Annotated in this window: 27 protein-coding genes; 15 read left to right on the forward strand and 12 right to left on the reverse strand. The window is 64.3% G+C overall.

Going from position 1 to position 26,100, the window contains the following annotated elements; genetic code table 11:
- Positions 1-95 precede the first annotated feature (95 nt).
- The gene (locus tag AC0L3L_RS17605; RefSeq protein WP_473638533.1) at positions 96-908 is read left to right on the forward strand and encodes a helix-turn-helix domain-containing protein; all 813 of its coding nucleotides are present in this window, start codon (positions 96-98) and stop codon (positions 906-908) included.
- Between the two features lie 34 nt (positions 909-942).
- Here the strand turns inward: AC0L3L_RS17605 and AC0L3L_RS17610 are convergent, their stop codons facing one another.
- The 5 genes from AC0L3L_RS17610 to AC0L3L_RS17630 all read right to left on the reverse strand — a co-directional run bounded on the left by AC0L3L_RS17610 (position 943) and on the right by AC0L3L_RS17630 (position 5,767).
- Positions 943-1,101: a hypothetical protein gene (locus AC0L3L_RS17610; protein WP_473638534.1), complete on the reverse strand. Its 159-nt coding sequence runs from the start codon at positions 1,099-1,101 to the stop codon at positions 943-945.
- Positions 1,102-1,254: 153 nt separating this feature from the next.
- Positions 1,255-2,202, reverse strand: a complete 948-nt coding sequence (locus tag AC0L3L_RS17615) for an ABC transporter permease (protein WP_473638535.1) — start codon at positions 2,200-2,202, stop codon at positions 1,255-1,257.
- 3 nt (positions 2,203-2,205) lie between these two features.
- A complete protein-coding gene (locus tag AC0L3L_RS17620) occupies positions 2,206-3,186 on the reverse strand; it encodes an ABC transporter permease (protein ID WP_473638536.1) in 981 nt (326 codons plus the stop codon).
- Position 3,187: 1 nt separating this feature from the next.
- The gene (locus tag AC0L3L_RS17625; protein ID WP_473525828.1) at positions 3,188-4,708 is read right to left on the reverse strand and encodes an ATP-binding cassette domain-containing protein; all 1,521 of its coding nucleotides are present in this window, start codon (positions 4,706-4,708) and stop codon (positions 3,188-3,190) included.
- Between the two features lie 45 nt (positions 4,709-4,753).
- Positions 4,754-5,767, reverse strand: coding sequence for a substrate-binding domain-containing protein (locus AC0L3L_RS17630; protein WP_473638537.1), 1,014 nt, complete (start codon positions 5,765-5,767; stop codon positions 4,754-4,756).
- A gap of 201 nt (positions 5,768-5,968) precedes the next feature.
- On the opposite strand from AC0L3L_RS17630, the gene AC0L3L_RS17635 reads away from it, so the two are divergent.
- From AC0L3L_RS17635 to AC0L3L_RS17660, 6 genes are all read left to right on the forward strand, one after another.
- Entirely contained in the window at positions 5,969-8,377 is a 2,409-nt protein-coding gene (locus tag AC0L3L_RS17635) for a glucan 1,4-alpha-glucosidase (RefSeq protein ID WP_473638538.1), read from the forward strand.
- Positions 8,378-8,410: 33 nt separating this feature from the next.
- The gene (gene gnd / locus AC0L3L_RS17640; RefSeq protein ID WP_473638539.1) at positions 8,411-9,427 is read left to right on the forward strand and encodes a phosphogluconate dehydrogenase (NAD(+)-dependent, decarboxylating); all 1,017 of its coding nucleotides are present in this window, start codon (positions 8,411-8,413) and stop codon (positions 9,425-9,427) included.
- Positions 9,428-9,443: 16 nt separating this feature from the next.
- Positions 9,444-10,820 (forward strand): glucose-6-phosphate dehydrogenase, encoded by a 1,377-nt coding sequence (gene zwf, locus AC0L3L_RS17645; protein WP_473638540.1) that lies wholly within the window; start codon positions 9,444-9,446, stop codon positions 10,818-10,820.
- A 17-nt stretch (positions 10,821-10,837) separates the two neighbouring features.
- Positions 10,838-11,542 (forward strand): ROK family protein, encoded by a 705-nt coding sequence (locus tag AC0L3L_RS17650; protein ID WP_473638541.1) that lies wholly within the window; start codon positions 10,838-10,840, stop codon positions 11,540-11,542.
- A gap of 147 nt (positions 11,543-11,689) precedes the next feature.
- On the forward strand, positions 11,690-12,151 hold the full coding sequence (locus AC0L3L_RS17655) for a Ros/MucR family transcriptional regulator (protein ID WP_123148847.1): 462 nt from the start codon (positions 11,690-11,692) through the stop codon (positions 12,149-12,151).
- Between the two features lie 271 nt (positions 12,152-12,422).
- Positions 12,423-13,661 (forward strand): MFS transporter, encoded by a 1,239-nt coding sequence (locus AC0L3L_RS17660; protein ID WP_473638542.1) that lies wholly within the window; start codon positions 12,423-12,425, stop codon positions 13,659-13,661.
- 82 nt (positions 13,662-13,743) lie between these two features.
- Here the strand turns inward: AC0L3L_RS17660 and AC0L3L_RS17665 are convergent, their stop codons facing one another.
- A complete protein-coding gene (locus AC0L3L_RS17665) occupies positions 13,744-14,175 on the reverse strand; it encodes a winged helix-turn-helix transcriptional regulator (RefSeq protein WP_473638543.1) in 432 nt (143 codons plus the stop codon).
- A 206-nt stretch (positions 14,176-14,381) separates the two neighbouring features.
- Here AC0L3L_RS17665 and AC0L3L_RS17670 point away from each other — a divergent pair, with 206 nt between their 5' ends.
- Entirely contained in the window at positions 14,382-14,738 is a 357-nt protein-coding gene (locus tag AC0L3L_RS17670) for a hypothetical protein (RefSeq protein WP_473638544.1), read from the forward strand.
- A 94-nt stretch (positions 14,739-14,832) separates the two neighbouring features.
- Positions 14,833-15,648, forward strand: coding sequence for an oxidoreductase (locus tag AC0L3L_RS17675; protein ID WP_473638545.1), 816 nt, complete (start codon positions 14,833-14,835; stop codon positions 15,646-15,648).
- A 64-nt stretch (positions 15,649-15,712) separates the two neighbouring features.
- Here the strand turns inward: AC0L3L_RS17675 and AC0L3L_RS17680 are convergent, their stop codons facing one another.
- The 6 genes from AC0L3L_RS17680 to hemC all read right to left on the reverse strand — a co-directional run bounded on the left by AC0L3L_RS17680 (position 15,713) and on the right by hemC (position 21,777).
- The gene (locus tag AC0L3L_RS17680; RefSeq protein WP_473638547.1) at positions 15,713-16,429 is read right to left on the reverse strand and encodes a glutamine amidotransferase; all 717 of its coding nucleotides are present in this window, start codon (positions 16,427-16,429) and stop codon (positions 15,713-15,715) included.
- 11 nt (positions 16,430-16,440) lie between these two features.
- Complete coding sequence (locus tag AC0L3L_RS17685) at positions 16,441-16,920, reverse strand: tellurite resistance TerB family protein (protein ID WP_473638548.1); 480 nt, start codon at positions 16,918-16,920, stop codon at positions 16,441-16,443.
- 45 nt (positions 16,921-16,965) lie between these two features.
- Positions 16,966-18,546: a heme biosynthesis HemY N-terminal domain-containing protein gene (locus AC0L3L_RS17690; RefSeq protein WP_473638549.1), complete on the reverse strand. Its 1,581-nt coding sequence runs from the start codon at positions 18,544-18,546 to the stop codon at positions 16,966-16,968.
- A 10-nt stretch (positions 18,547-18,556) separates the two neighbouring features.
- Complete coding sequence (locus AC0L3L_RS17695) at positions 18,557-20,041, reverse strand: COG4223 family protein (protein ID WP_473638550.1); 1,485 nt, start codon at positions 20,039-20,041, stop codon at positions 18,557-18,559.
- A 91-nt stretch (positions 20,042-20,132) separates the two neighbouring features.
- Positions 20,133-20,849 carry a uroporphyrinogen-III synthase gene (locus AC0L3L_RS17700; protein WP_473638551.1) on the reverse strand — a complete coding sequence of 239 codons (717 nt, stop codon included), beginning with the start codon at positions 20,847-20,849 and terminating at the stop codon, positions 20,133-20,135.
- Between the two features lies 1 nt (position 20,850).
- Positions 20,851-21,777, reverse strand: a complete 927-nt coding sequence (gene hemC / locus AC0L3L_RS17705) for a hydroxymethylbilane synthase (RefSeq protein ID WP_473638552.1) — start codon at positions 21,775-21,777, stop codon at positions 20,851-20,853.
- Between the two features lie 101 nt (positions 21,778-21,878).
- On the opposite strand from hemC, the gene tsaD reads away from it, so the two are divergent.
- The 6 genes from tsaD (at position 21,879) to AC0L3L_RS17735 (ending at position 26,060) form a co-directional block, all read left to right on the forward strand.
- The gene (tsaD, locus tag AC0L3L_RS17710; protein ID WP_473638553.1) at positions 21,879-22,967 is read left to right on the forward strand and encodes a tRNA (adenosine(37)-N6)-threonylcarbamoyltransferase complex transferase subunit TsaD; all 1,089 of its coding nucleotides are present in this window, start codon (positions 21,879-21,881) and stop codon (positions 22,965-22,967) included.
- Positions 22,964-23,974, forward strand: a complete 1,011-nt coding sequence (locus tag AC0L3L_RS17715) for an NAD(P)H-dependent glycerol-3-phosphate dehydrogenase (RefSeq protein ID WP_473638554.1) — start codon at positions 22,964-22,966, stop codon at positions 23,972-23,974. The genes tsaD and AC0L3L_RS17715 overlap by 4 nt, the downstream gene beginning before the upstream one ends.
- Before the next feature lie 25 nt (positions 23,975-23,999).
- Complete coding sequence (locus AC0L3L_RS17720) at positions 24,000-24,296, forward strand: YciI-like protein (RefSeq protein WP_473638555.1); 297 nt, start codon at positions 24,000-24,002, stop codon at positions 24,294-24,296.
- Positions 24,297-24,423: 127 nt separating this feature from the next.
- Positions 24,424-24,849 carry an EVE domain-containing protein gene (locus AC0L3L_RS17725; RefSeq protein WP_473638556.1) on the forward strand — a complete coding sequence of 142 codons (426 nt, stop codon included), beginning with the start codon at positions 24,424-24,426 and terminating at the stop codon, positions 24,847-24,849.
- A 53-nt stretch (positions 24,850-24,902) separates the two neighbouring features.
- Entirely contained in the window at positions 24,903-25,502 is a 600-nt protein-coding gene (locus tag AC0L3L_RS17730; protein ID WP_473638620.1) for a class I SAM-dependent methyltransferase, read from the forward strand.
- A 135-nt stretch (positions 25,503-25,637) separates the two neighbouring features.
- The gene (locus AC0L3L_RS17735; protein ID WP_473638557.1) at positions 25,638-26,060 is read left to right on the forward strand and encodes a DUF1761 domain-containing protein; all 423 of its coding nucleotides are present in this window, start codon (positions 25,638-25,640) and stop codon (positions 26,058-26,060) included.
- The last annotated feature ends 40 nt before the right edge of the window (positions 26,061-26,100 follow it).

Raw genomic sequence — 26,100 nt, forward strand, 5'->3', positions numbered from 1 at the left:
AAGACAATCTCGAAACGCTATCAGAGCCAATGCCGGCTAGTATATACCTCGCGGGTGGTATATTTGGTCTATTTTCTCGTTTAAAGGGGTATGGATTGAGCATATCGCGCAGCGACGAATACAACCAGCTCGCTACGCTCATCGCTGCGACACGGGAGACGAGCGGCGAGCTTTTCGGCAAGGCGATGGTCGCCTGGCTCCGGCAGCATGTCAGCTTCGATCACTGTGTGATCTTCGGCTATCGCGGTGCGTCGCGCCCGCCGCTGCTGTTCGAGACGTTCTCCCCAACCGAAAGCCACGTCTTCGTCGCGCTCTATCAGGAAGGGCCTTATCTGCTCGACCCGTTCCACCACGCGGCGGTCGAGCGCAAGGAAGGTTTTTGGCGCATGCGCGAACTGGCGCCGGACCGCTTCTATGCCAGCGAATATTACCGCTCCTACTATAGCCAGACCAAGCTGGCCGAGGAGGTCGGTTTCTTCGTGCCGCTGTCGGGAAAGGACGCGCTGGTGGTCTCGCTGATGCGACTGCACGCTTCGGGACCCTTCGGAACCGCCGATACCAGGCTACTGCGCGACATGGCGCCGGCGGTGATCAGCTTCGTCAGGCTGCGCTGGCCTGGCCTTCCGGCCGACAAACCGGCAGAGACGAAGCACGACGAGGCGATTGCTACAGTCAATGAGTTCGAACGTGCTCATATCTGGAAGAGCCTTTCGCTCACGCCGCGCGAAAAGCATGTCGTCGATCTGGTGCTTCAGGGGCATTCCACGGAATCGATAGCCAGGGCGATGCGCATCGTACCGGGAACCGTAAAGGTTCATCGCCGCAACATCTATCGCAAGCTCAAGATCAAGTCGCAGGCGGGTCTCTTCGCGCGTTTCGTCGAGATCATGGACGCTCGGATTCGGTAGTCCACGATTTCGAAAATGGCCTCGCTCAGGCAATTTAGCTGACAACGCCTTCCAGGAGCCGGATGCTGCCATTTGCCGGAGCAGGGGCGCCGGCTTGAAAACATCCTTGCCGGTCCGCTTGTGCCAGCAGCGGGTTGTCGATGGTCACGACCGCGACGTCGCCATCCCTGGTAACGCTGACGAAATTGGACACGCAAACCTCTCGCAATGATGTCGGCCGAACGATTTACAGGGCCGATGCCGGATGGGAACCGGATGTTTTCGCGGAAGACCTCGCCGCCGCAGCGATCGTCATCCTGGGCGGAGCAAGGAGCGAAGCGACGCGGCGCAGACCCGAGGATGACGATCAGCGCAGCGCCTTCTGGCCGCCGGCAGCGGTGATGACGCCGACGATGATCAGTCCGGTCAGCAGCAGCCGGACGCCGGCGCTGACGCCGAACGTGTTGAGCATGGTCAAGAGCAGCACCAGGAACAGCGCCGCGCCCCAGACGCCCGGCACGTTGGCCTTGCCGCCGGCCACCGACGTGCCGCCGATGACGACGACGGCGATCGAAGCCAGCAGATACTCGTTGCCGATGTCGACATTGGCGCCGCGGAAATAGCCGGCGAGTAGCGCCCCGTCGAGGCCGCCGAGCGCGCCCGACAGCGTGTAGGTAAGAAAGCGGATGCGGCCGACATTGACGCCGGCCAGCCACGCGGCGCGGATGTTCTGGCCGATCGCCAGCACCGAACGGCCATAGATCATGCGCTGCAGCGCGATCGCAGCACCGATGGTGAACAGCACGGTGAGGATCGCCAGCACCGGAATACCAAGAATCTGCCAATTGGTGAAATTGGCAAAGCCCGGCGGCGGCTTGATCTGCAAGCCGCGGCCATAGCTGATGTCGATCGACTGGATAATGAAGCTCGCCGACAACGTGGCGATGATCGGCGGAATGCGCAGCGCCCAGATCAAGAGATAATTGACGGCGCCGATCGCCATGCCGCAGGCCAGCGCCGCCAGCAGCCCGACGGCGATCATCTGGTCATTGCCGTCCATCACCTTCATGGCGACGGCGCTGGCGAGGCCGATATTGGCGGGCAGCGACAGGTCGACATTGCCGGGCCCGAGCGTGATCACGAACATCTGGCCGACACCGACGATGACAGTGAAGACGGCGAGCGAAAGTGCTGCCGTGATCATGCCGCCGCCGCCATATCCGCCGGTGAAGGTGACCGTCGCCAGCCACACCAGCAGCGCGCCGATGAAGGACCAGATCCAGGGTTTGGCGAGCAGCAGTCGCAACGACGCCATCGCTCACCTCTCCCTGCGGCTGATCAGCACCCGGGCCGCCAGCACAATGATGAGGATGGCGCCATTGGCGGCCACCTGCCAGTCGGGCGGGATGTGCATGAAGGTCAGCAGCGGCGAGGCGGCGAGCGCCAGCGTCAGCGCGCCGATCACCGCGCCAATCGGCGATACCCGGCCGCCTACGAATTCGCCGCCGCCGAGGATGACGCCGGCGATTGAAAGCAGCGTGTAGCCATTGCCGATATTTGCATCGGCCGAGGTGGTGATGCCGATCAGGGCCATGCCGGACAAAACGCCGAACAGGCCGGTCAACGCGAACAGCACGACCTTGGTCTTGAGCAGCGACCAGCCGGCACGGCCGAGGGCCGCGGCATTGCCGCCCGAGCCGCGCAGGATCACACCATACGAGGTGCGCATCAGCCCGAAATGGACGACCGCGGCAATCAGCAGCGCCGCAATGATCGGAAACGGAATGAAAGGCGGCTTGAAGGCCATGAGCGACAGCAGCCAGTCCGGCGCCTTGCCGCCGGGCTTCGGCAGGATGAGGATGGCCAGACCCTGCCAGACAAAACTCATGCCGAGCGTCACCACGATTGATGGCAAATTGCGCAGATGGATCAGCGCCCCGAGCAGCGCATAGACGCCGATCGACCCTAGGAGGATCAAGACACCGACCAGCGGCGCCTCCTTCAGCCACGTCGCCGTGACGCAGCCGACGAAACCGACGAAGGTGCCGATCGACAGGTCCAGCTCGTTGCCGGCAATGACGAACATCTGCGCGATCGTCGCCAGGGCGATCGGGATCGCCAGGTTTAGCATCAGGCTGAAGCCGAAATAGCTGATGGCGCGCGGATTGAGCCAGGCGATCGCCAGCAGTACCAGCACTAGCGACAATGCCGGCAGCAGGCCGCGCAACAGGCGCGCCCGCGCCAGCCTGCCGCGCTCGGAGAAACTTTTGATGCCGGTCTCGACGGGTGCTGCCGTCATCTCAGGCCGCATCGCCGAACGAGGACTGGATGATCTTTTCCTCCGTCAGCTCGTCGCGACCAAGGTTGGCGACGATCCGGCCGTTCTTGAAGACATAGACTTGGTGGCAATTGTCGAGCTCTTCGGTTTCCGTGGTGTACCAGAGGAAGGTACGGCCGCGGCCAGCCTCTTCGCGCACAAGGTCGTATACCTCGAGCTTGGTGCCGATATCGACGCCGCGCATCGGGTCGTCCATCAGCACGATCTTCGCGTCGGAGCCGAGCGCCCGGGCAAACAAGGCCTTCTGCTGGTTGCCGCCGGACAGCGAATAGATGTTGTTGTTCATGTCGGGCGTGCGGATGCCGATCTTTTTTTGCCAAAAAGTTGCGAGCTCGGCTTCGCGCTGCGGCGAGATCAGCAGGCCGTTGCGCAATCGCGCCAGCGAACGGATGCCGATATTTTGCGCAATCGACCATTGCGGAAAGATCCCGTCAGACTGGCGGTCGCCGGCCACCAGCGCCACCGGCGCGGTGACCTCGAAGCCGGTTTTGGCGCGGGCAGCGGCGGCGAAGATCGCGAGCAGCAGGTCGGTCTGTCCATGGCCGGCAAGCCCGGCAAGGCCGATGATCTCGCCTGCATGCGCCACAAGTTCGTTGCCGTCCTCTTGCCGCGCCGGCCGGGCCCGGACCCGTAACGGACCGGTCTCCGGCTTTTGGGTCGCGATTTCGGCCGCGATCTTCTCACGCGCTTCCGCTCCCCCCATGGTCGTCACCAGCCTGTCGCGGTCGAAAGCCTTCGCCGCGTCTGACGCAACGACCTTGCCGTCGCGCATCACCACGATGCGGTCGGCATTTCCGAGCACCTCGGCCAGAACATGCGAGATCAGGATACAGCTCTTGCCCCCGGCGACAAAGCGCCTGACGAAGGCCAGCAACTGGCCGGCCGTATGCGCGTCGAGCGAGGATGTCGGCTCGTCGAGGATGACCAGTTCGAGCGGATCCTGCGTCACCGTGAAGGCACGCGCCACCTCGACCATCTGCCGCCTGCCAATGGAAAGGTCGCTGGCGATATCGGAGGCGGAGATGCTGTGGCCCGGGAATATCTCGTCGAGCTTGGCGGCAATAAGATCGGCCGCCTTGCGCCGCCAGCCAAAACCGCGCAGCGCCGGGTGGTTGATACGCGTGTTCTCGGCAACGCTGAGGTTCGGGCACAGCGAGAGTTCCTGGAATACGCAACGAATGCCGAGCTGTTGCGCGCGAGGCACCGAATAATTGTCCTCGATGGCGCCACGCACCGCGATCCGACCGCTGTCGGGCAGGAGCGTGCCCGCCACCATATGCATGAGCGTCGACTTGCCCGCGCCATTGTGGCCGACGAGGCCGACGCATTCGCCGGCACCAACGTGGAAGTCGACGCCGGCGAGCGCCCTGACGGCGCCGAAACGTTTTTCGGTGCCGTCCAGTCTGATGATGTCGATATTGGCGGCGCCGAAATGTTTTTCGGCGCCGTCCAGCCTGACGATGTCTGCGTTACCCCTAGGCATCCCTAGCGATATCCAGTTGGCGATGCAGTTGGCAACGTGCCACGCTCACTTGATGTTGGCTTTGATCGCCGCGATGGCGTCTTCCTGCGTGTATTCGTGGCTGGCGACACCACCCTTAGGGATTTTCGGCAGCGCAGCCTCGAAATCATCCTGGGTGAAGGCGAGGTAGGGCACCAAGAGATCATGCGGGACGTCAGTGCGGCCGTCGAGCACCTGCTGCGCCACCCAGAAGGCCAGCGACGATACGCCCGGCGCGATGGACGCCGACCAGGTCTGGTAGCCGTCCTTGTCCTTCTGTTCCTTCCACCATTGCAGCTCGTCCTGACGGTTGCCCATGATGATGGTCGGACGTGGTTTGCCGGCTGCGGCGAAGGCTTGCGCCGCGCCATAGCCGTCGCCGCCCTGATCGACGACGCCGACGATTTCCGGCAGCGATGGCAGGATCGTCGCGACCGCCTTCTGTGCTGTGGTCTGATCCCAGTCGCCGGTTACCGAACCGACGATCTTGAATTCGGGATGAGCGGCGACGCCTTCCAGAATTCCGGCATGGATGGCGTCATCGATCGAGGTGCCGGCAAGGCCGCGGATTTCCAGCAGATTGCCGCCCTTGGGCTGGAATTTGGCCATCTGCTCGACTTCCTGCCTGCCCATGTCCTTGAAGTCGACGACCACGCGGTAGGCGCAGGGCTCGGTGACGATGCCGTCGAAGGAGACGACGACGATGCCGGCGTCGCAGGCCTGCTTGATGGCGCCGTTGAGCGCGTCCGGCGAGGCGGCGTTGATGACGATGGCGTCATAGCCTTGCAGGATCAGGTTCTGCACCTGGGCTGCCTGGGTCGGCACCTCCTTGTCGGCCGTCGTGAAGATGTCCGCGGCTGCGACCACCCCGTCGGCGACCGCCTTCTTGGTGACGATGGCATAGCTGTCGAGCATCGCCTGTCGCCACGAATTGCCGGCATAATTGTTGGAAAAGGCGATCTTCTTGTCGCTGGTGTCGGCAAACGCGGTGCCTGACGCGAGCATCGCCGCAAGGGCACTCAAGACGAGTATCTTCTTCATATGTTATCCTCCCATGGATTGCTGGTCGTTGTTGGCTGCTGGTGGCTGTTATGACGACCCTCGTTTCAATATTGTCAGACAAATTTAGAAGGGCGCACTTGTCAACAGCGATCGGTGACGGTTTGACGATCAACTTGCGGTGCAATGATTGAAAAGGCTTCGGCTCCTGGTCTAGGGGTGGGGCAGGAGACCGAAATCGAGATGGCAGCGAGGCCGACTGATGCGCTGGGCGCACCCGGAATTCCGGCGCGCTGGACGTCAAGCGCCAAGAGCGGGGTCGGAACCGCGCTGTCTCCGGCCTGCCCTATCTGGTTCACGATCAGCCACGGCATTCTCAACGAGGTCTATTATCCCGGCCTCGACAGCGCCTGCACCCGCGACATGGGGCTGGTCGTCACCGGCCCCGGCGGCTATTTCTCGGAAGAAAAGCGCGATGCCGTGCACAGCGTCGAGCCGTTCGAGGATGGAGTGCCCGCCTACAGGCTGGTCAACACCGCCGCCGATGGCACCTACCGGATCGAAAAGCATATCGTTACGGATCCGGAACGTCCCGCTTTGCTGCAGGAAATCAGCTTCACGCCGCTGAGTGGCACTGTTGCCGACCACCGCGTCTACGCGCTGCTGGCGCCACATCTGGTCAACGCCGGCATGGCCAACACCGCTTGGGTCGGCGACTACAAGGGAAAGCCTGTCCTGTTTGCATCCGGGCGTGGCGTTTGCCTGGCGCTGGCCCCGTCGCTACCCTGGGTTGCATGCTCGGCCGGCTATGTCGGTGTCTCCGACGGCTGGCGGCAACTTCGTCGTGACGGCCGGCTCGACCCGGCCTGCCGGAGGGCTGAAGACGGCAATGTCGCGCTGACCGGCGAGATCGGCTTTTCGGCTGCGAACCAGAAGGCGTTGCTGGCGCTGGGTTTCGGAACGACGCCGCAGGAGGCGGCGGAAAATGCCTCGGCCAGCCTGAAGTGGGGTTTTGAGCCCGCGGCCAAATCGTATGTCGAGAAATGGCGGGATTGGCAGGCTAGCTTGCTGCCGTTGGACCGGCATATAGCAGGGATAAACACCTATCGCGTCAGCACGGCGGTTCTGGCGACACACCGCTCATCCACCGGAGCGGCCGTCGCCAGCCTGTCGATTCCCTGGGGCTTCAGCATGGGCGACGACGATCTCGGCGGCTATCACCTGGTCTGGCCGCGCGACCTGGTCGAAACCGCGGGCGGCTTCCTCGCCGCCGGCGATCCGGCGCAAGCGCTTGAGATCCTCGCCTATCTCCGCTCGATCCAGCAGCCGGATGGGCATTGGCCGCAGAACGCCTGGCTCGACGGATCAGCCTATTGGCCGGGCATCCAGATGGACGAATGCGCGTTTCCACTGCTGCTCGCAGACGCGCTGCGCCGGGCTGGGCATCTGGCAGACGCCGCGTTGCGCTCCTTCATGCCGATGGTCGAGCGCGCCGCTTCCTACGTCGTGCGCAACGGTCCGGCCACCGGCGAAGACCGCTGGGAAGAGGATGCCGGCTACAGCCCGTTCACGCTGGCCGTCGAGGTCGCCGCTCTGCTGGCCGCGGCCGACATGTTCGAAACTTGCGGCAAAGCAGAGCCGGCAAATTATCTGCGGGAAACCGCCGATGTCTGGAACGACCAGATCGAGCGCTGGACCTATGTCACCGGCACTCCACTCGGCGAAGAGGTCGGTGTCAAAGGCTATTACGTCCGCATCGCTCCGCCCGACACCGCCGGTGCGGCCTCGCCGAAGGATGGTTATGTGCCGATCAAGAACCGGCCGCCCGGCGACGCGGACCGGCCGGCCGAGGCGATCGTCAGCCCGGATGCGCTGGCGCTCGTCCGCTTCGGCCTCAGGGCCGCCGACGATCCGCGCATCGTCGACACGGTCAAGGTCATCGACGCGCGGCTGCGCTGCGACCTGCCGCAGGGGCCTGTCTGGTATCGCTATACCGGCGACGGCTATGGCGAGCACGCCGACGGCGCGCCCTTCGATGGAACCGGCCAGGGCCGGCCCTGGCCGCTGCTGGTCGGCGAGCGCGCCCACTACGAACTGGCGGCTGGGCGCAAGGACAAAGCGGCGAGCCTGCTCGAGACGTTCGAAGCCTCAGCCGGGCCTGGCGGCCTGCTGCCCGAGCAGGTCTGGGATGGTCCCGACATGCCGGAACGCGAACTGCGGCACGGTGGACCGACGGGCAGCGCCATGCCGCTGGTCTGGGCGCATTCGGAGCATATCAAGCTGCTGCGTTCGCTCAGCGACGGCGCGGTCTTCGACATGCCGCCGCAAGGCGTGAAGCGCTACATCGAGGACAGGACCGTGGCGCCGCGCCGGACATGGCGCTTCAACCACAAGCTCCGCACCATGCCCGCTGGCAAGATGCTGCGCCTCGAGCTGCTGGCCCGGGCGGTGGTGCATTGGAGCAGCGACGGTTGGGCAACCGTCCATGATGCCGAGACGACCGAGAATGCCTTCGGCATCCATCTCACGGACCTGCCCGTTGCCGATATTCCACCGGGCAATACGATCGTCTTTACTTTTTTCTGGCCCGATGCCGGCTGTTGGGAGAAGGTCGACTTTTCCATCGGTATCGACAAGCTGGATAACCAATAGATCTTCTATCCCTCAACAACCAGGACGAGAAACATGCAGATCGGAATGATGGGACTGGGCAGGATGGGCGCCAACATGGTGCGGCGCCTGCTGCGCGATGGCCACGAATGCGTGGTCTACGACATCAACCCGGCCAGCGTCGCCGCCCTTGTGACGGCTGGCGCGATCGGAGCGGCTTCGATGGAGGAGTTCGTCGGCAAGCTGACCAAGCCGCGCAGCGCCTGGCTAATGCTGCCGGCGGCGATCACCAGCCGGATCGTCGACCAGGTGGCCGACCTGATGGAGCCGGGCGACATCATCATCGACGGCGGCAATTCCTATTATCACGAGGCTGTCGACCATGCAGCGCGCCTGGCATTGAAAGGCCTGAACTACGTCGATGTCGGCACCAGCGGCGGAGTCTGGGGCCTCGAGCGCGGCTATTGCCTGATGATCGGCGGCCCCGACAGCGCGGTCCAGCATCTCGATCCGGTCTTCGCCACCCTGGCGCCGGGCGCCGACGCCGGGGTGCCCGCCCCTGGGAAGGATGCAGGAACCGCCCCCTTCGGCTATCTCCACTGCGGACCGAGCGGCGCCGGCCATTTCGTCAAGATGGTCCACAACGGCATCGAGTACGGTGTCATGGCCGCCTATGCCGAGGGCATGAACATCCTGAGGTCGGCGAATGCAGGCATGGGACAGCGGACGGCCGACGCTGAAACCAGTCCATTGGAAAACCCTCAATACTACCAGTTCGACATCGATATCGCCCAGGTTGCCGAGGTCTGGCGGCATGGCAGCGTCATCGGCTCATGGCTGCTCGATCTGACGGCCGGCGCGTTGAAGGCCGACTCGGCCCTGACGCAGTTTGGCGGACGGGTTTCGGATTCCGGCGAAGGCCGCTGGACGCTGAAGGCGGCGATCGACACCGGCGTGCCGGCGCCGGTTCTGTCCTCGGCCCTGTTCGACCGGTTCTCCTCGCAAGGCGAATCCGAATTCGCCGACAAGCTGCTGTCCGCCATGCGCTACGCCTTCGGTGGCCATGTCGAAAAGCCGAAGACCGGCTCGTGACAGGGAAGGCACGCTCATGAACCAGGAACGGTCCGACACGCTGGTGCTTTTCGGGGCGACCGGCGACCTCGCCCACAAGAAGATCTTCCCGGCACTTTACGCCATGGTCGCCAAGGGAACGCTGATCGAGCCGGTGATCGGCGTCGCTTTCGAGGCCTGGGACCTGAAGCAGCTGCAGGCGCGCGCCCGCGACGGCATCGTCAAGGCTATCGGCAAGGTCGACGAAAAGATCTTCGCGAAACTAGCCTCGCTGCTTCGCTATGTCAGCGGCGACTACCGTAGCGCCGCGACATTCGAGAAGCTGAAAAGCGCGCTCGGAACCGCGCAGCACCCGCTGCACTATCTCGCGGTGCCGCCGACCATGTTCGAGACGGTCATCCAGGGGCTGGAACAGTCGGGCGCGGCCCAGGGCGCGCGCCTGATGGTGGAAAAGCCTTTCGGCCACAATCTGCAATCGGCGCGCTGGCTGAACCGGGTCCTGCACCTGGTGTTCGACGAACAGTCGATCTTTCGCATCGACCATTATCTCGGCAAGGAGGCGATTCAGAACCTGCTCTATTTCCGCTTCGCCAATTCCTTCCTCGAGCCGATCTGGAATCGCAATTTCGTCGAGAGCGTCCAGATCACCATGGCCGAGAATTTCGGTGTCGAGGGCCGTGGCCGCTTCTACGACGAGGTCGGCTGCATCCGCGACGTCATCGAGAACCACCTGCTCAACATCCTGCTGCTGCTTGCCATGGAGCCGCCCGTTGGTCGCTCGGCCGACGATCTGATCGACGAGAAGGTACAGGTGCTGCGGGCGATCCGGACGCTGACCAAAGACGATGTCGTGCGCGGCCAATTCAAAGGCTATCTCAGCGAGCCGGGCGTCGCGCCAAACTCGCCGGTCGAGACGTTCGCGGCGGTGCGGTTTTTCGTCGACACCTGGCGCTGGCAGGACGTGCCCTTCTTCATCCGCGCCGGCAAATCAATGCCGGTGCACGCCACCGAGGTCATTGTCCGGCTGAAGCGGCCGCCGCTCGACGTCTTCGACCCGATCAAACCGGGCGACGCAAACTATGTGCGCTTCCGCATTGACCCACAGGTAGCGATCTCGATTGGCGCCCAACGCAAAGCCGCCGGTGACGATATGATCGGCGAGCAGGTCGAACTCACCGCGCTCGACGACAGCAAGGGCGACATGCCGCCCTATGAGCGGCTGATCGGCGACGCCATGAACGGCAACGGCCAGTTGTTCACCCGCCAGGACGCCAGCGAACTCGCCTGGCGGATCGTCGGCCCGGTGCTTGGCGACACCACGCCGCCGCAGCTTTATGAGCCGGGGACATGGGGTCCTGCCGATGCGATGGCCGGATTCGGACCACCAAACGGCTGGATCAATCCGGCGAAATGATCTCGAGAGGCGACGCAATGGCCAAAACGGCGAAGAAGTCGGCACCGGATAGCGAAAACATCGTGCTTGCGATCGATATTGGCGGCTCCCACGTCAAGATCCTCACCAGCGCCGGCGGCGAGGAGCGCAGGGCCGATTCCGGACCCGGCCTGACGCCGCAGCAGATGATCGCGACCGTGCAGACGCTCGCCGATGGCTTGCCCTATGACGTCATCTCGATGGGTTATCCCGGCCCGGTGCACCACAACAGGCCGCTGACCGACCCCGCCAATCTCGGCAAGGGCTGGGTCGGATGCAACTTTGCAACGCAGTTCGGTAAACCGGTGAAAATCGTCAATGACGCGCTGATGCAGGCAGTCGGCAGCTATGAAGGCGGGCGCATGCTGTTCCTGGGTCTGGGAACAGGCCTGGGTGCGGCGATGATCGTTGACAACGTCGCCCAGCCGATGGAGCTCGCGCATCTTCCCTACAAGAAGGGCGGCAGCTTCGAGGACTATGTCGGCGAACGCGGTCTTGAAAAGCGCGGCAAGAAGAAGTGGCGCAAACACGTCTTCGACGTCGTCGAGCGGCTGCGCGCCGCCATGCAGCCTGACTATGTGGTCATCGGCGGTGGCAATGTCGACGAGTTAGACGAATTGCCTGCCGGTTGCAGGCGCGGCGACAACACACGCGCCTTCGAAGGGGGATTTCGACTGTGGCGCGACAAATCCCTGATTATCTGATATTATAATGGTTTGGGATCAGACCTGTTGATCTGGCCCGGGCGTTAGTATTGTTATTCAAAATAATGTGTGGCGTGGTGCGGCGTCATTGCGTTACGCAGATTTGCCGACTAGGAATTCTGCGACCCCACTAACGGAGAAAATAGATTGACCGACGACAGCAACAAGGCCCGCAAGGACATCGACCTTCTCGAGCTGACCGCTCACATCGTGTCCGCTTACGTCGAGAAGAACCGCTTGCCCGCTTCCGGCCTCGGCGATCTCATCGCCAGCGTCAGCGCGTCGATAAGTGGACTCGGACAACCCGCCGCTCCGGTGGCAGCGCCGCTGATCCCCGCCGTCAATCCTAAGAAATCGGTGACGCCGGACTACATCATCTGTCTCGAAGACGGCAAGAAGTTCAAATCCCTGAAGCGCCATATCGGCGTTCATTTCGGGCTGACGCCGGATGCCTACCGCGCCAAATGGGGCTTGCCTGCCGACTATCCGATGGTTGCCCCCAATTATGCGGCCTCGCGCTCGCAACTGGCGAAGGCGATCGGCCTTGGCCGCAAGGCCGCCCCGCCGGCGCCGGTCAAGAAGGCCAGGAAGCCCAAAGCCACGGTCTGACACGTCGTTCGAAGCCCGGCAAACGCAAGCTTCAAAGATTGGCGAGTCAGAGGGCGCGAAGGAACTCGACCTGCGCGCCCAATAGCCTCTCCACCTCCGCCGAGCGCGTTTGCCCCCATGCAATTAGCATGGTAGCCCGGAAATCCTCGATCCAGAGCCGATTTTTGCGCGCGCCCCGCACCGAACTGCGCTAAAAGCGCTGTGGTTGGACCAGCGCCCTTCGTGGAAGAGCCCCGCCGGCCGATACACAATCTCGTCGGGGCCATTCACAATGACAGCCGAACAGACATCGCCCGACCGGCGCTATGCCGCCTTCCGCCACAAACCCTTCCTGAGTTATTGGGCGGCACGCTTCCTCTCCACATTCGCCACCCAGATCGTATCCGTCGCCGTCGGCTGGCAGATGTACGACCTGACCCGCGATCCATTCGATCTCGGCCTTGTCGGCATTGTCCAGTTCTTGCCTTCGCTGCTGCTGGTGTTGGTCACCGGGGTGGTCGCCGACCGTTTCGGCCGCCGCCTGATCATGGCGCTGACCGCACTGCTGGAGGCGATCTGCGCGTTGGCGCTGCTGCTCCTGACGCTGCGCGGCCTTAGCGGGCCGGGGTTGATCTTCGGCGTGCTCGCCATGTTCGGCATCGCGCGCGCCTTCTTCGGACCGGCGGCAGCGTCGCTGTTCGCCAACCTCGTGCCACCTGAGGATTTCGGCAACGCGATCGCCTGGAATTCGTCAGCCTGGCAGACGGCGACCGTCGTCGGACCGGTCGCCGGTGGCTTGCTCTACGGGCTTTCAGCGGAAGCGGCATACGGCACCGCAGCCGTTCTGATGTTTGTCGCCGCGGTGCTGGTCTTTACTATCCCGAAGCCTGCCCAGCGCAGCGAAACCGACAGGCCGACGATGCAGACCCTGTTTGCCGGCTTCGGCTATATCTGGAGCGAAAAGATCGTGCTCGGCGCCATTTCGCTCGATTTGTTCGCCGTGCTTTTGTCCGGCGCCACGGCACTGCTACCGGTCTACGCGCGCGACATCCTCGAACTCGGCCCATGGGGTCTGGGACTGTTGCGCTCGGCACCGGGCATCGGCGCCATCTGCGTTGCCATCTGGCTGGCCGGACATCCGATCCGCAACCATGCCGGCGTGGTCATGCTCGGCTTCGTCGCGCTGTTCGGCGCCTCTACCGTGCTGTTCGGCCTCTCCACCATCACCTGGCTGTCGATCGCAGCGCTCGCCTTGCTCGGCGCCACTGATATGTTCAGCGTCTACATCAGAGAGACGCTGATCCAGCTGTGGACGCCGGACCAGGTGCGCGGCCGCGTCAACGCCGTCAATCAGGTTTTCGTCGGCGCCTCCAACGAGCTCGGCGAATTTCGCGCCGGCACCATGGCGGCATTGATCGGCACCGTGCCCGCGGTGGTGATCGGCGGCGTCGGGGCAGTCGTTGTCGCCGGGCTGTGGGCGGTGCTGTTCCCGCAACTGCGCAAGGTGCGCCACCTCAACGGGCGAAACTGATCCAGGGCATACTGATCCAGGCGCGGCCCGCGAACTCCGAATGACCCCGCCACGTCTCAGCTCTCATCGATCGGGAAGGATGCTATTCGGGTGTAGCAACGCGAATCGCGCGGGTGCCGATCTTTGCCCCTGTGACGGCATCCACGGCCACCGGCTCGATTTCTGCTCCTGTCTCAGCGTCGATGTATCGCGCCAACCTGCCTTCGCCACGGTACTGGTTTCCCCACGCACCCAGTAAGATCAGCACCGGCAAGAAATCGCGTCCGGCGGCGGTCAGCACGTACTCATCGCGCGGAGGCCGCTCCGAGTAGCGTCGCTTTTCCAGAAGTCCCTCCTCCGTCAGCGTCGCCAGCCGCCGGGTCAGGATGGTTGGGGCGATGCCCAGACTTTTCCGGAATTCGTCGAAGCGGGTGAGGCCCAGGCTCGCGTCGCGAAGGATCAACATGCTCCACGCATCGCCGACGCAGGTCAGGCCGCGGGCGATCGGACAAAAGGCATCGGAAAGATTCTTCATGTTCATATCATTTTGATAGTTACTTCATATCGAAATGATAGTAACGTCCTTTTGAAATGCAATCCAGCACAAAGAAAGGAGTGACTTCCATGAACAGGACCAACCTTGGCGTCCCCCATCCCGAACGCAACCGTCAGCGCGTGCAATCGACACATCATGTCGCCGCGGGCCGGCCGAGAACGGCATCATCCAATCGGAGCGTCGCAATGATCAACCTCATCGGTGGCGTGGCGGCATTCTTCCTGGCCGCGTCTCCGTTGCATGCCGGCGAGCTGTCGGTCATGGCCGGGGAGAGTATCGATCTCGGCGGTTTTCCCGGCGTCTTGCACTACACCGACGAAAATGACGGCTATCGGGTGATCGAAACGATAGCCGATGGTGAGGCCGGGCTCCCGGTGCGCTTCTCGGCCACGCTCGCCGAAGGGCAGTCGGCTACGATATCCGTGCCGCGGAAATTGGGCGAACCGGAGCAAAGCCTCGAGATTTCGCGCGCCGGCGACAAGCTTACCGTCACCGAGCTGGGGTCGGTGTCCAATCAGCGAACTGGGGCCCTTGCCGAGTAATGCCGCTCATCGGATCGCCGGGGCGTGCGCCACATCTCCATTTGGCGCGCATGCCTGCAGCCGCCAATCCAACACAAAGAAAGAAGTGACTTCCATGAACAAGACCAATCCTGGCGTCGCCCTGGTGACAGGGGCATCCACCGGCATCGGGCGCGCAACGGCCATTGCTTTGCAAACCGCCGGCTTTCGCGTGTTCGGCACCAGCCGTCGCGCGGTCGCCGAACGATCCGACGGCATTACCATGCTGACCTGCGACGTCACCGATGACGCGTCGGTGGCGAAACTGGTCGATGACGTGTTGGCCGAAGCCGGGCGTATCGACCTGCTCGTCAACAATGCCGGCATCGGCCTGCTCGGCGGCGCAGAGGAGTCCTCGACCACTCAGGCTCGGGCGCTGTTCGACGTGAACGTCTTCGGGGTACTCCGCGTGACCAACGCGGTCCTGCCGACAATGCGCCGTCAAGGAACGGGCAGGATCGTCAATTTGAGTTCAGTATTGGGGTTAATCCCAGCACCCTATTCCGCGCTCTATGCGTCGACCAAACATGCCATCGAAGGTTATTCCGAATCGCTCGACCACGAACTGCGCCCTTTCGGAATTCGCGTCGTGCTGGTCGAGCCCGCCTATACCCGGACGTCGTTTGAGGAAAATCTCGCAAGGCCGGACCAGTTGCTTGATATCTATGACGCTGCGCGCGCTGGCATGGATGCGATCCTGCGCAAAGCAATCGAAACAGGCGATGCTCCCGAAATCGTAGCCGAGACGGTCTTGAAAGCAGCGACCGAATCCGTTCCGAGGAGGCGCTATGCGGCGGGAAAAATGGCGCGCCAGGTCAGTTTCCTGCGCCGTTTCGTCCCGGCATCCGCATTCGACAAGAGCCTGCGAAAGCAGAACGGGCTGCCGGTCTGACGTCGACAATGACGTCCTGCTTCGGTCGAACCGGCAGGCCACAGCAGACTGCTGTCGCACGACATCAGGACAGTGCGGGCTTGCCGAAAATCGTCTGCAGGAATTCGCCGAGCCAGCGTTTGAGATGCATGTCCCAGATCAGCCGGCCGCCGAGATGATCGCGGCCGGGCTGCGCGCCGGGCAACTCGAAGCGATGCGCGCCGCGAACCACCCAGCGCTGCATCATCGCCCTGGTCAATTCGCCATGGAACTGGATGCCCCAGGCATTGTCGCCATAACGAAAGGCCTGGTTGGGATAGGTTTCGGCCGTCGCCAGCAGCGTCGCGTCCTTCGGCAGCGAGAAGCCCTCGCGGTGAAACTGGTAGACCATCTCAGGCCAGTGCATCAGCTTCTTGCCGTCCTCCGTCGCCTTCAGCGGATACCAGCCGATCTCGACCAGCCCCTCGCCATGACCCTCGACCTTGCCGCCAAGGTGGTTGACCAGCATCTGCGCGCCGAGGCAGATGCCGAGCAACGGCCGGTTCTCCCTGAGCGGAACTTTCAGCCAGTCGGTCTCTCGGCGGACAAAATCGTCATCGTCATTGGCGCTCATCGGTCCGCCGAACACCACGGTTCCGGCGTGACCGTCCAGTGTTTCCGGCAAGGTGTCGCCGAGCGGCGGGCAGCGGAGATCGAGGTCGAAGCCCTCCTCGATAAGCATGTGGCCGACGCGCCCGGGGCTCGAACTCTCCTGATGCAGCACGATCAGGATTTTTGGTCTCGGCCTCGGCGTGGATGGCATCGGGATCCCGTCTATTCGTCGCTCGACGTTCCAGTGGCGCCCGGCGCTTCGGCGGCCGCCTTGCGGCGTGCCTCGACGCGGTCGTGGCGTTCGACGCCGATCAGCTCGGCGACCCGCCAGACGATATTGTCCTCGAGTTCGTGCAATTCGCCATCGGCATAGACGATCTCCCACATCAGGCCGATGAAGGCTTTTCGCGCGTCTAGATCGAGCTGGCGCTTCAACACGCTGGTGAAGGCGTAGAGGTCGATCGCCTCATTGTCGGCCCGCTCGCCGGCAGCGGCAAGCGCGTCGAGTTCGTCGCCGCTGATCGAATAGCTTTCCGCCAGAACTGCCTTGAACCGATCCCATTCGGCATCCTGACGCACGCCGTCGGCACTCAGCACATGGTAGAGAAGGGCGGATGCGGCAACGCGCGGATCATCGGCGTCGTTGCGGGCGCTGCCAGCTGCCGGCAGGTCCTTCAGAAACGACAGAACTCGTTCGAACATGTGATTCTTACTTCCCATCGGCCAAAACTAGCAAGCTCAGCCAAATCAGAACAATCGAAATTTGCGTGGTGATTTTTGGTCTTCGTCGTCCGGATCGACGCCGGGGTCGTCGGGCCGCCGGGCCAGTTCCTCCGCCGGTTCGACGGCTTCCGCATCCGTCGCGGTGACCGGCGTAACATCGTCTTCGCCGCTTTCCGATGCCGTCGCGGTGGCCGGTCTTTCGGCCGAACCAGCGGGGTTCAGCTCGATCACATTTTCCTTTGCCGGCTTGATGGGCGCCGCAATGGTCGGCACCGCGGCGTCCGGCGCGTCCTCGTCACTGTCGATGAGCTGGCCGAGCCGCTCCATCGGCGCCCGCCACTCGAAGGCGTCGAGCTTGCCGGTGATCGGCGACACCGGCGCCCAGCGTTCGGAGACGACGCCGTCGGCAACCCAGGCCGGATCGCGCGGTGCACGCACTGCCTTGGACAAAAGCTGCCGCACCTTGCCCTGATCGCCGGTCTCGGCCTCCTCGATGTCGGCCAGAAGCAGATAGGCGCCTTCGCGGCGATCCATGCGAATGGCCGCCTCGGCCTCTTTCCGGGCGGTTGAAAAGTCCTGCGCGTCGAGCGCGGCGCGCGCCACCGCCAGCGAGGATTCGGCGTGGTTCTTCTTCATCTCCTGCAGCTTCTTCGCCCGGTTCAGGCGGTCGAGCACGGCATCGCCCGGCCGAGCGTGTGTGTAAAGCTCGGCGATCTCCGGATGCGGCTCGGCTTTCCACGCCGCTTCGAGTATCTTCGCGCCCTTGCGCACGTCGTTCTGCCTGAACAGCAGTTTGGCTGCGACGACCGCCGCCGGGGCGAAATCCGGCCGCAGCCGGTTGGCCTCGAGAGCAGCGGTTTTGGCGGCATTGGGATCACTGTCGATCAGCGACTGCGCCTTTGCGGTGAGCAGCACGGCGCGACGCCGGTTGGCGGCGTCGCGCTCGATCTGGCGCGTCGATTTCTGCGCGTCGACCAGTTTCAGCGCGCCGTCCCAGTCGCCGCGCCCGGTCAGGTCTTCCAGCGTCGATTCGGCGGCCCAGGCCAGCTGCGGCGCCATCACCGCGGCGCGGCCGGCATAGTGCCGCGCTGCGTTGCGATCGCCGAGGCGCTCGGCCTCGAGATAAAGACCACGCAGGCCGAGCAGCCGCATTTCCGGATCGTCGAGCATGGTCTCGAACTTTTCGCGCGCACCCTCGTGGTCGCCTTCGAGCAGCGAGGCTTGCGCCTCGAGCAGATGGATCAGCGGCTCCTGGTCGGAGCGGATCAGCTTTGCCGCTTCCTTGGTCTTCTTGCGGGCAAGCGCCCCGTCACCGGCGCCGGCGGCGATCATGCCGGTCGACAGTGCCTGATAGCCACGATCGCGACGGCGCACGCGGAAATAACGCGAGATGGTGTAGGGACTGTTCCACAGCGCCTTGAGCAGCCACCAGACGATCATCACCGCGGCAACCACGGCGACAACCGCCACCGCCGCCACCATCAGGCTGACCTGGTACTGATAGCCGCTGAAGGTGACGACCATCTCGCCCGGCCGGTCGGCCAACCAGGCGAAACCCAGGCCGAGCGCGAAAACGACGGCGAGGAAAAGCAGAATGCGAATCATCGGGTTTTCCTCACGCCTTCATCGCACCTGATATCAGCGCGTCGACCTGCTTCTCGACCTCGGTCCGCGCCTTCAATTTGCCGACAAAATCGGCGCCGGCAGCCTTCACCGCCTCGGGCAGCGTATCGTATTCGCTGAGCGCCTTGGCGTAGTCGCCCTGGTTGACCGCCACCTCCACGCGGGCGACGGTTTCCGGAGCACCAGCGCCTTCGACGGCACCGATCGGCCTGACCTTGACCAGCGATTCGGCGCTCGACAGCAGGCTTTGCAGGAAGCCGGCATTCTGGTCGACGGGCTCGGAGGCAGCGACCATGGCATTGGCGGCGGCAGGCATTTCGGCGGCGATCTCCGCACGGGTCGGAACGCCCTTTTCGGCGTAGGCACGTAAGCCTGCGATCTCTGGCGCATCCGGTGAAATCGCCGCAAAGGTTTCGAGTTCGGCGGCGAATGGCGCACCGCGGTCGAGGGCTGCCTTCAGCGCCGATGCGGCGATGGCGAGCGCAACCTTCGGCTGCCCGGCCTGTGCTTCGACCTTGCCGGAAAGCTGCGCCACCGACTGTTCCAGCGCCGCAAGCCGGCGGTCCTGTGCCGTCGCCGTCTCACCCGCGGATTTTACCGCCGCGTCGAGCCCGGCCAGCCTTTCGTTGAGTGGCCCGAGATCGGCCGGCGCCGTATTGCCGGCCTGGCCAAGCGCAGCGACCGCCGTCTCGATCTGCCTGACCTTGTCGCCAAGCGCTGCAAGCCCGGCAGTGTCGCCTGCTCCGCCCTGCTCGACCGCCGACTTCAGCGCCGCGACATCCGTCTTGACCTGATCCAGCGCCGACGCCAGCCCGTCCACCTTGGCCGACGCATCACTGTTGCCGGCTGTGTCCTTGAGCCCGGCGATCTCGCTCTTCAGCGAAGCGATTTCGCCATTGACGCCATCGAGCGACACGCCGCCCGAGGAGACATCGCCAGCTCCTGGCGCGCCGAGCAGGCCCGCAAACTGCAGCCCTCCAGCGGCAGCGAGCGCGATGACGCCGCCGATAATGCCGGCAGCGATGCCGTTGATGCCGCCACGCTTCGGCTGCGCTGCCATGTCTTCATTCCCTATCTGGGTTTCTTTTGGCGCTTCATCGGTCCCGCTGCCGGTCTTGGCGGATGCGTCGTCGAAACTGTAGTCGAAGGCCCGGTTCGCCGATGCCTCCGAGCCGGCCGGATAAGTCGGTTTGGGTCCTTCGGGACCTTTGGCGCCGCCCTCTGCCGGCTCTTCCGAGCCGGCCGGCGGGGCCGCGTCGGCATGTTCCCACGGCTCGATGTCGGTCTGATCGGCATGCACGGGTTCTTCAGGCGCTTCCGGCTGCGACGCGTTTGCCGCTTCCTCCGCCTTCGCCTCGTCGGTCCGCCCGTTGGCGGCATCCTCGTCGGCAACGCGCGAGACAGCGCCCGGTTCGAGCTCGATGGTCACCGGCTCGCGACGGCTTTTCGAATGCCGCATCTTCGGCGTCTTGACCATGCTTGGGCTCCGCAAAATTCGCTTCGGGATGGTTCAGGAAGGGTCTAGCACATCACCAAGCGGTGAAAAGGGGCGGCGTGATGACACGGGGTCAACGCCACGTCCGCAAAAGCTCCAGCAGTGCCTCCTCGCTGGGCTCCGGCGCAACGCGGAGCTTTTCTGAGGCGACAGTTTCCAAGGCTGCGGCAATACGTCCGGACAGCGCGAAAAACCATGTCTCTTCAAAAAGATCGCGCAGCGCCGGCCGTTCGGTCAGGGCCTGCATCGCTGCCGCCGCCTTGGCCGAATAGAGCAGCACCGCTTCAACCGGCTGGCCGGACAGGCGCGCAAGGATTGCAGCGTCCAAATAGCTTGGCGCAACGGTGTCGTAGGTCTCGATGGCGCGGACGTGGACATCCGCGGCCTTCAGCCGCGCCTCGAACGCCGGAAACCGCACCCGTCCGCACAGATAGATGATCGTCTTTGCCATGAAGCCGCCGGCAAGCGCATCGGCCAGCGCCTCGGCATCGCCGGGGCCTTCGCTGACGGACAGGAATCCCGCCGTGCGGGCCGATTCCGCTGTCCGTCTGCCGACTGCATGGCAGGGCAAGGCGGCCAGCGCCGCGATGATTTCCTTCGGTGCATGGCGCACAGCATTGGCGCTGGTGACCGCAACGGCGGCGGCACTGATTGCGATCCCGTCCGCATCGACCGGCAGAGCCACCGTTTCGGTCAATGGCAGCAGGATCGGCTGATAGCCCTGGTCTCGCAGCCGCTGTGCCGTGCGCGAGGCGCCCGGTTCCGGCCTCGTCACCAGGACGCGAACCATGTCAGGCCCAGCCGTCGAAGAATTTTTCGCCGGCCTTTGCCCGCACGGTCCTGGCCGCGTGTTCGCCGATGCGGGCGGCATCCTGCGCCGGGCCTTCCGCCCTGACCTCATGGGATTGCCTGCCGTCCGGCGAGATGATCAGCCCGGCGAAGAAAACCGTTCCGCCCGATATCGTCGCATGGCCGGCGATTGGCGTGCGGCACGACCCGTCGAGCGCCGCAAGGAAGGCGCGTTCGCAGGCCAGCGCCTGCCCGGTCGGCACGTCGTGGATTGCCGTCAGCATCTTTTCCACATCGCGATCGCCGATGCGGCTTTCGATGCAGATCGCGCCTTGCCCAGGCGCCGGCGGAAAGGTGTCGAGCGGCATCAGGTCGGTGACGACATTTTCGAGCCCGAGCCGCTTCAGCCCGGCATAGGCGAGGATGGTACCGTCGGCGACGCCCTCGTCGAGCTTGCGCAGCCGTGTCTGCACATTGCCGCGGAACATCACCACGTCGAGGTCCGGCCGCATCCGCCGGATCAGTGCCTGGCGCCTGAGCGACGACGAGCCGACCTTCGCGCCGTGCGGCAATCCGGCGATCGTTTTCGCCGCCTTGCCGACGAAAGCATCGCGGGCATCCTCGCGCGGCAGGAAGGCGGCCAGTTCCAGCCCGTCGGGCAACACCGTCGGCATGTCCTTCGACGAATGCACTGCGATATCGATGCGGCGCGCCAGCAGCGCGTCCTCGATCTCCTTGGTGAACAGCCCCTTGCCGCCGGCTTCCGCCAGCGGCCGGTCCTGGATGCGGTCGCCGCTGGTCGAGATGACGACCACCTCGAACGCCTCAACCGGCATGCCGTGCGCCGCCATCAGCCGCGCCTGCGTTTCATGCGCCTGCGCCAGCGCCAGCGGGCTGCCGCGTGTTCCGATTTTCAAGGTTGTTTGCATGGCGCGCCGTCCGTGATAACCCCCGGCAGATTGAGGCCGTTTTCCCGGCTTTCTCCTAACGGGGAAAGGCTGGTTGCACAATCTCTAGGGATGGCGACGAATTGATCCGCGTTCTGGGCATTGAGACGAGTTGCGACGAGACCGCCGCCAGCGTGGTAGCGCTGGACGCCGGCGGCGCACCCAAAATCCTATCAGATATCGTGCTCAGCCAGATCGAGGAGCATGCCGCCTTTGGCGGCGTCGTGCCGGAAATCGCCGCGCGCGCCCATGTCGAGGCGCTGGACGGCATCATCGAGGCAGCGCTCGCCGATTCGGGCGTCGAACTCGCCGACATCGACGCAATCGCCGCGACTGCCGGCCCCGGCCTGGTCGGCGGGCTGATCGTCGGGCTGATGACGGCGAAAGCCATTGCCGCGGCCGCAAACAAGCCGCTGATCGCAATCAACCACCTCGAAGGCCATGCGCTGACCGCGCGGCTGACCGACGGGCTCGACTTTCCCTACCTGTTGCTGCTGGTTTCCGGCGGTCACACGCAGATCGTCGCGGTGCGCGGCGTCGGCGACTACCAGCGCTGGGCGACAACCATCGACGATGCGCTCGGCGAAGCCTTCGACAAGACGGCCAAGATGCTCGGCCTGCCCTATCCCGGTGGACCGAACGTCGAGAAGGCGGCGGCGACCGGCGACGCCGCGCGCTTCGCCTTCCCGCGGCCAATGAAAGGCTCGGCGCAGCCCGATTTCTCCTTTTCCGGGCTGAAGACCGCCGTGCGCCAGGCGGCGACGGCCATCGCCCCATTGAGCGACCAGGACGTCGCCGACATCTGCGCCTCGTTCCAGGCGGCGGTGGCGGCTGCGCTGGACGATCGTGTTGCGAGGGCGCTGAACCGATTCCATCAGGAGTTTCCAGGCGAACTGAAGCCTGCGCTCGTTGTTGCCGGCGGCGTCGCCGCCAACCGGACGATCAAGACGACGCTCGAAGCCCTGTGCGAGAAAGCCGGCTTTGCTTTTGTCGCGCCGCCGCTCAAACTCTGCACCGACAATGCCGCGATGATCGCCTGGGCCGGCATCGAACGGCTGCGCGCCGGCATCGCGGGTGAAAACGCCGCCGATTTCGTGCCGCGCTCGCGCTGGCCGCTGGACAGCATCTCTGCCCCGATGGTCGGTTCGGGCCGGCGTGGGGCCAAGGCATGACCGGCAGCGAGCACAAGGCGCCAAGCGGCTGGCGCATTGCCGTGCTCGGCGGCGGTGCCTGGGGCACGGCGCTGGCGCTGGCCATGTTGCGAGCCGGTCATTTCGTCCGCCTCTATGCGCGCGACCCGGAGACCGTCGCCGCGATCGACCGTGGCGAAAATCCGCGCTATCTGCCGGGCATCGCGTTCCAGGCCGGCATCGTGGCGACAAACGACATCGAGGCCGCGCTCGACGGCGCCGACTGCGTGCTGGCGGTGGCGCCGGCGCAGTCACTGCGCGCCATGCTGACCACCGCGAAAACCCATATGCCCAAAGACGTCCCGCTGGTCCTCTGCGCCAAGGGCATCGAGCGTGACACCGGCGCTTTGCTGTCGGCGATCGTCGACGAGATCCTGCCTAAAAATCCGGTCGCCGCCCTGTCCGGCCCGAGCTTCGCCACCGACGTCGCTAGGGGTCTGCCGACGGCCGTGGTGGTCGCCGCCCGCAACGAGGGTCTGGCGGCCGATCTTGCCGCCCGCTTCTCGGCGCAGAACCTGCGCTGCTATTCGAGCGACGATCTCATCGGCGTCGAGATCGGCGGTGCGCTGAAGAACGTCTTCGCCATTGCCGCCGGCGCGGTCACCGGCGCTGGGCTCGGCGCCAGCGCCCAGGCCGCCATGGTGACGCGAGGCTTTGTCGAATTGCGCCGCATCGGTGCTGCCTTCGGCGCCAGGCCCGAAACGCTGATGGGGCTTTCCGGGCTCGGCGATCTGCTGCTGACCTGCTCGTCCGCCCAGTCGCGCAATTTCGCCTACGGGCTGGCGCTGGGGCAAGGCAAGCCGCTTGCCGGGCTGCGCTTGGCCGAAGGCGTGCCGACGGCGGCGATCGCCGCCCGCATCGCCACCGAACGCAAGATCGACGCGCCGATCATCGCCGCCGTCGCCGCCATACTGGACGGCACGATCACCATCCGGCAGGCTGTGTCGGCGCTGATGACAAGGCCGCTGAAGACCGAAAGCGACGTGTAACCTCGAACGATCCGGAGATGGAAAGATGCTGTTTGCTTTGATTTGCAAGGACAGGGCCGGACGCCTGCAGGTGCGGCTGGATACGCGGCCCGAGCACGTTGCCTTCCTGGAAGGATTGAACGGCGAGAAGAAGCTGGCCTTCGCCGGTCCGTTCCTCGACGTCGACGGCAAGCCGAACGGCAGCCTCGTCGTGGTCGAGGCGCCCGATCTGGCCGCGGCAGAGGCGCTATCGGCAGCAGACCCCTACGCCAAGGCCGGGCTGTTCGAAAGCGTCGAAATCCGGCAATGGAATTGGACCTTCAACAAGCCGGCGAGCGCATGACCCCGAAAATCGGAATCGATTTTCGGAAAGGATCATGCGCAAAATCAAAGTGCCACAGCGTCCTTTGCGCGTCTGAAAGACGCGCGGCGCTGTAGCTGATTTCCAGCCGCCAGGAGGAGCAAAAACAATGAACTATTGGCTGTTCAAATCGGAGCCCTCGGTCTTCTCCTTCGAAACGCTGAAGGCGAAGGGCAAGGCCGGCACGCAGTGGGACGGCGTGCGCAACTATGCGGCGCGCAACAACATGAAGGCGATGCAGATCGGCGATCTCGGCTTCTTCTATCACTCCAACGACGGGCTCGATGTGGTCGGCATCGTCGAGGTTTGCGCGCTGGCCCATCAGGACACCACTACTGACGATCCGCGCTGGGAATGCGTCGATATCCGCGCCGTCAAGGATGTGCCGAAGCCGGTGACGCTGGAACAGGTCAAGGCCAATCCCAAGCTTGCCGAGATGGCACTGGTCCGGCTTGGACGGCTTTCCGTGCAGCCGGTGACGCCGGCCGAATGGAAAGAGGTCTGCCGCATGGGCGGCCTGACGCCGGTTCCGTGACGGCGCTGACGCCAAACAGCGCGAAAAGCTTCATCCTCGACAACTCGGCGCTGATGGCGCCGCCGCATGTGCCGGAGATCCTGCTGCATCTGGCCGACGAAGCGCATGATCTGTGGCAGCGGACCGAGGACGAACTGGCCGAAATCGGCCTGCCGCCGCCTTTCTGGGCCTTCGCCTGGGCCGGCGGTCAAGGCCTTGCCCGCTACATCCTCGACAATCCGGCTGATGTGCAGGGCAAGCGCGTGCTCGACTTTGCCTCCGGTTCCGGCCTTGTCGCCATTGCGGCGGCGAAGGCCGGCGCGGCAGAGGTGATCGCCGCCGACATCGACCCGTTCTGCGCGACCGCGATCCGCCTCAACGCCGAGGCCAATGATGTCGGGATCAAATTCCTCGGCTCGGACTGCATCGGAACCGATGCGGGTTGGGATGTGGTTCTGGCCGGCGACGTCTTCTACGATAAATCCTTCGCCGACCGGCTTATGCCATGGTTCGCGACGCTGAAGGCGCGCGGCGCCGACATCCTCGTTGGCGATCCCGGCCGCTCCTATCTGCCGAAGACCGGGCTGGAACCGCTTGCCGTCTACGAAGTGGCGGTAACCCGGGCGCTGGAAGACGCCCTGGTCAAGCGCACGACCGTCTGGCGGTTTGCTTGACGGCACCGCCGAACAGGCGTTCCATCACGCATCGATTTTGAGACTACGCATGTCGTTGTCCCCAAAACCGCTGGGCACCCCCGGTTCGGGCCCGGGGGCATGCTTTTGGGCGACATGCTTCCGAGGAGGAAGATCATGGATTTTTCAGCAGTGAACTGGCTGGCCGTGATCATCGCCGCCGTGGTGGCGTGGTTGTTCGGCGCTGCCTGGTACATCGGCCTGAGCAAGCCGTGGCTCAAGGCCGCCAAGCTTGATCCGGCGACCATGAGTAAATCGCCGTTGCCCTTCGTCATCAGCTTCATCGCGGAACTTGTCATGGCGCTCGTCATGTCTCTGGTCATTGGAGCGATGACCGGTGGCGAACCGAGCCTCGTTGCCGGGCTCGTCTTCGGCTTCGTTCTCTGGCTCGGATTCGTCGCCACGACGCTATCCGTCAATCATCGCTACCAAGGTTTCGGCTGGGATCTGACCATCATCGACTGCGGCCACTGGCTTGGCGTGCTGCTGATCATCGGCGCGGTGATCGGCTGGTTCGGCGCGGCGGAAGTCGCCGGCTGACCCTGCCGCCATGAAATAATGCATGTCGCGCAAAAGTGTG

It is taken from the genome of Mesorhizobium sp. WSM4849, from assembly GCF_055811385.1.

Excerpts from the sequence above, each read along its gene's own strand:
- AC0L3L_RS17715 (WP_473638554.1), top strand. The coding sequence starts at position 22,964 with ATGACCGGCAGCGAGCACAAGGCGCCAAGCGGCTGGCGCATTGCCGTG.
- hemC (WP_473638552.1), bottom strand. The coding sequence starts at position 21,777 with ATGCAAACAACCTTGAAAATCGGAACACGCGGCAGCCCGCTGGCGCTG.
- AC0L3L_RS17635 (WP_473638538.1), top strand. The coding sequence starts at position 5,969 with ATGGCAGCGAGGCCGACTGATGCGCTGGGCGCACCCGGAATTCCGGCG.
- AC0L3L_RS17620 (WP_473638536.1), bottom strand. The coding sequence starts at position 3,186 with ATGACGGCAGCACCCGTCGAGACCGGCATCAAAAGTTTCTCCGAGCGC.
- AC0L3L_RS17730 (WP_473638620.1), top strand. The coding sequence starts at position 24,903 with ATGGCGCCGCCGCATGTGCCGGAGATCCTGCTGCATCTGGCCGACGAA.
- AC0L3L_RS17665 (WP_473638543.1), bottom strand. The coding sequence starts at position 14,175 with ATGAAGAATCTTTCCGATGCCTTTTGTCCGATCGCCCGCGGCCTGACC.
- AC0L3L_RS17615 (WP_473638535.1), bottom strand. The coding sequence starts at position 2,202 with ATGGCGTCGTTGCGACTGCTGCTCGCCAAACCCTGGATCTGGTCCTTC.
- AC0L3L_RS17625 (WP_473525828.1), bottom strand. The coding sequence starts at position 4,708 with ATGCCTAGGGGTAACGCAGACATCGTCAGGCTGGACGGCGCCGAAAAA.
- AC0L3L_RS17695 (WP_473638550.1), bottom strand. The coding sequence starts at position 20,041 with ATGGTCAAGACGCCGAAGATGCGGCATTCGAAAAGCCGTCGCGAGCCG.
- AC0L3L_RS17725 (WP_473638556.1), top strand. The coding sequence starts at position 24,424 with ATGAACTATTGGCTGTTCAAATCGGAGCCCTCGGTCTTCTCCTTCGAA.
- AC0L3L_RS17650 (WP_473638541.1), top strand. The coding sequence starts at position 10,838 with ATGGCCAAAACGGCGAAGAAGTCGGCACCGGATAGCGAAAACATCGTG.
- AC0L3L_RS17670 (WP_473638544.1), top strand. The coding sequence starts at position 14,382 with ATGATCAACCTCATCGGTGGCGTGGCGGCATTCTTCCTGGCCGCGTCT.
- AC0L3L_RS17680 (WP_473638547.1), bottom strand. The coding sequence starts at position 16,429 with ATGCCATCCACGCCGAGGCCGAGACCAAAAATCCTGATCGTGCTGCAT.
- gnd (WP_473638539.1), top strand. The coding sequence starts at position 8,411 with ATGCAGATCGGAATGATGGGACTGGGCAGGATGGGCGCCAACATGGTG.
- zwf (WP_473638540.1), top strand. The coding sequence starts at position 9,444 with ATGAACCAGGAACGGTCCGACACGCTGGTGCTTTTCGGGGCGACCGGC.
- AC0L3L_RS17700 (WP_473638551.1), bottom strand. The coding sequence starts at position 20,849 with ATGGTTCGCGTCCTGGTGACGAGGCCGGAACCGGGCGCCTCGCGCACG.
- AC0L3L_RS17690 (WP_473638549.1), bottom strand. The coding sequence starts at position 18,546 with ATGATTCGCATTCTGCTTTTCCTCGCCGTCGTTTTCGCGCTCGGCCTG.
- AC0L3L_RS17630 (WP_473638537.1), bottom strand. The coding sequence starts at position 5,767 with ATGAAGAAGATACTCGTCTTGAGTGCCCTTGCGGCGATGCTCGCGTCA.
- AC0L3L_RS17720 (WP_473638555.1), top strand. The coding sequence starts at position 24,000 with ATGCTGTTTGCTTTGATTTGCAAGGACAGGGCCGGACGCCTGCAGGTG.
- AC0L3L_RS17685 (WP_473638548.1), bottom strand. The coding sequence starts at position 16,920 with ATGTTCGAACGAGTTCTGTCGTTTCTGAAGGACCTGCCGGCAGCTGGC.
- AC0L3L_RS17675 (WP_473638545.1), top strand. The coding sequence starts at position 14,833 with ATGAACAAGACCAATCCTGGCGTCGCCCTGGTGACAGGGGCATCCACC.
- AC0L3L_RS17735 (WP_473638557.1), top strand. The coding sequence starts at position 25,638 with ATGGATTTTTCAGCAGTGAACTGGCTGGCCGTGATCATCGCCGCCGTG.
- AC0L3L_RS17660 (WP_473638542.1), top strand. The coding sequence starts at position 12,423 with ATGACAGCCGAACAGACATCGCCCGACCGGCGCTATGCCGCCTTCCGC.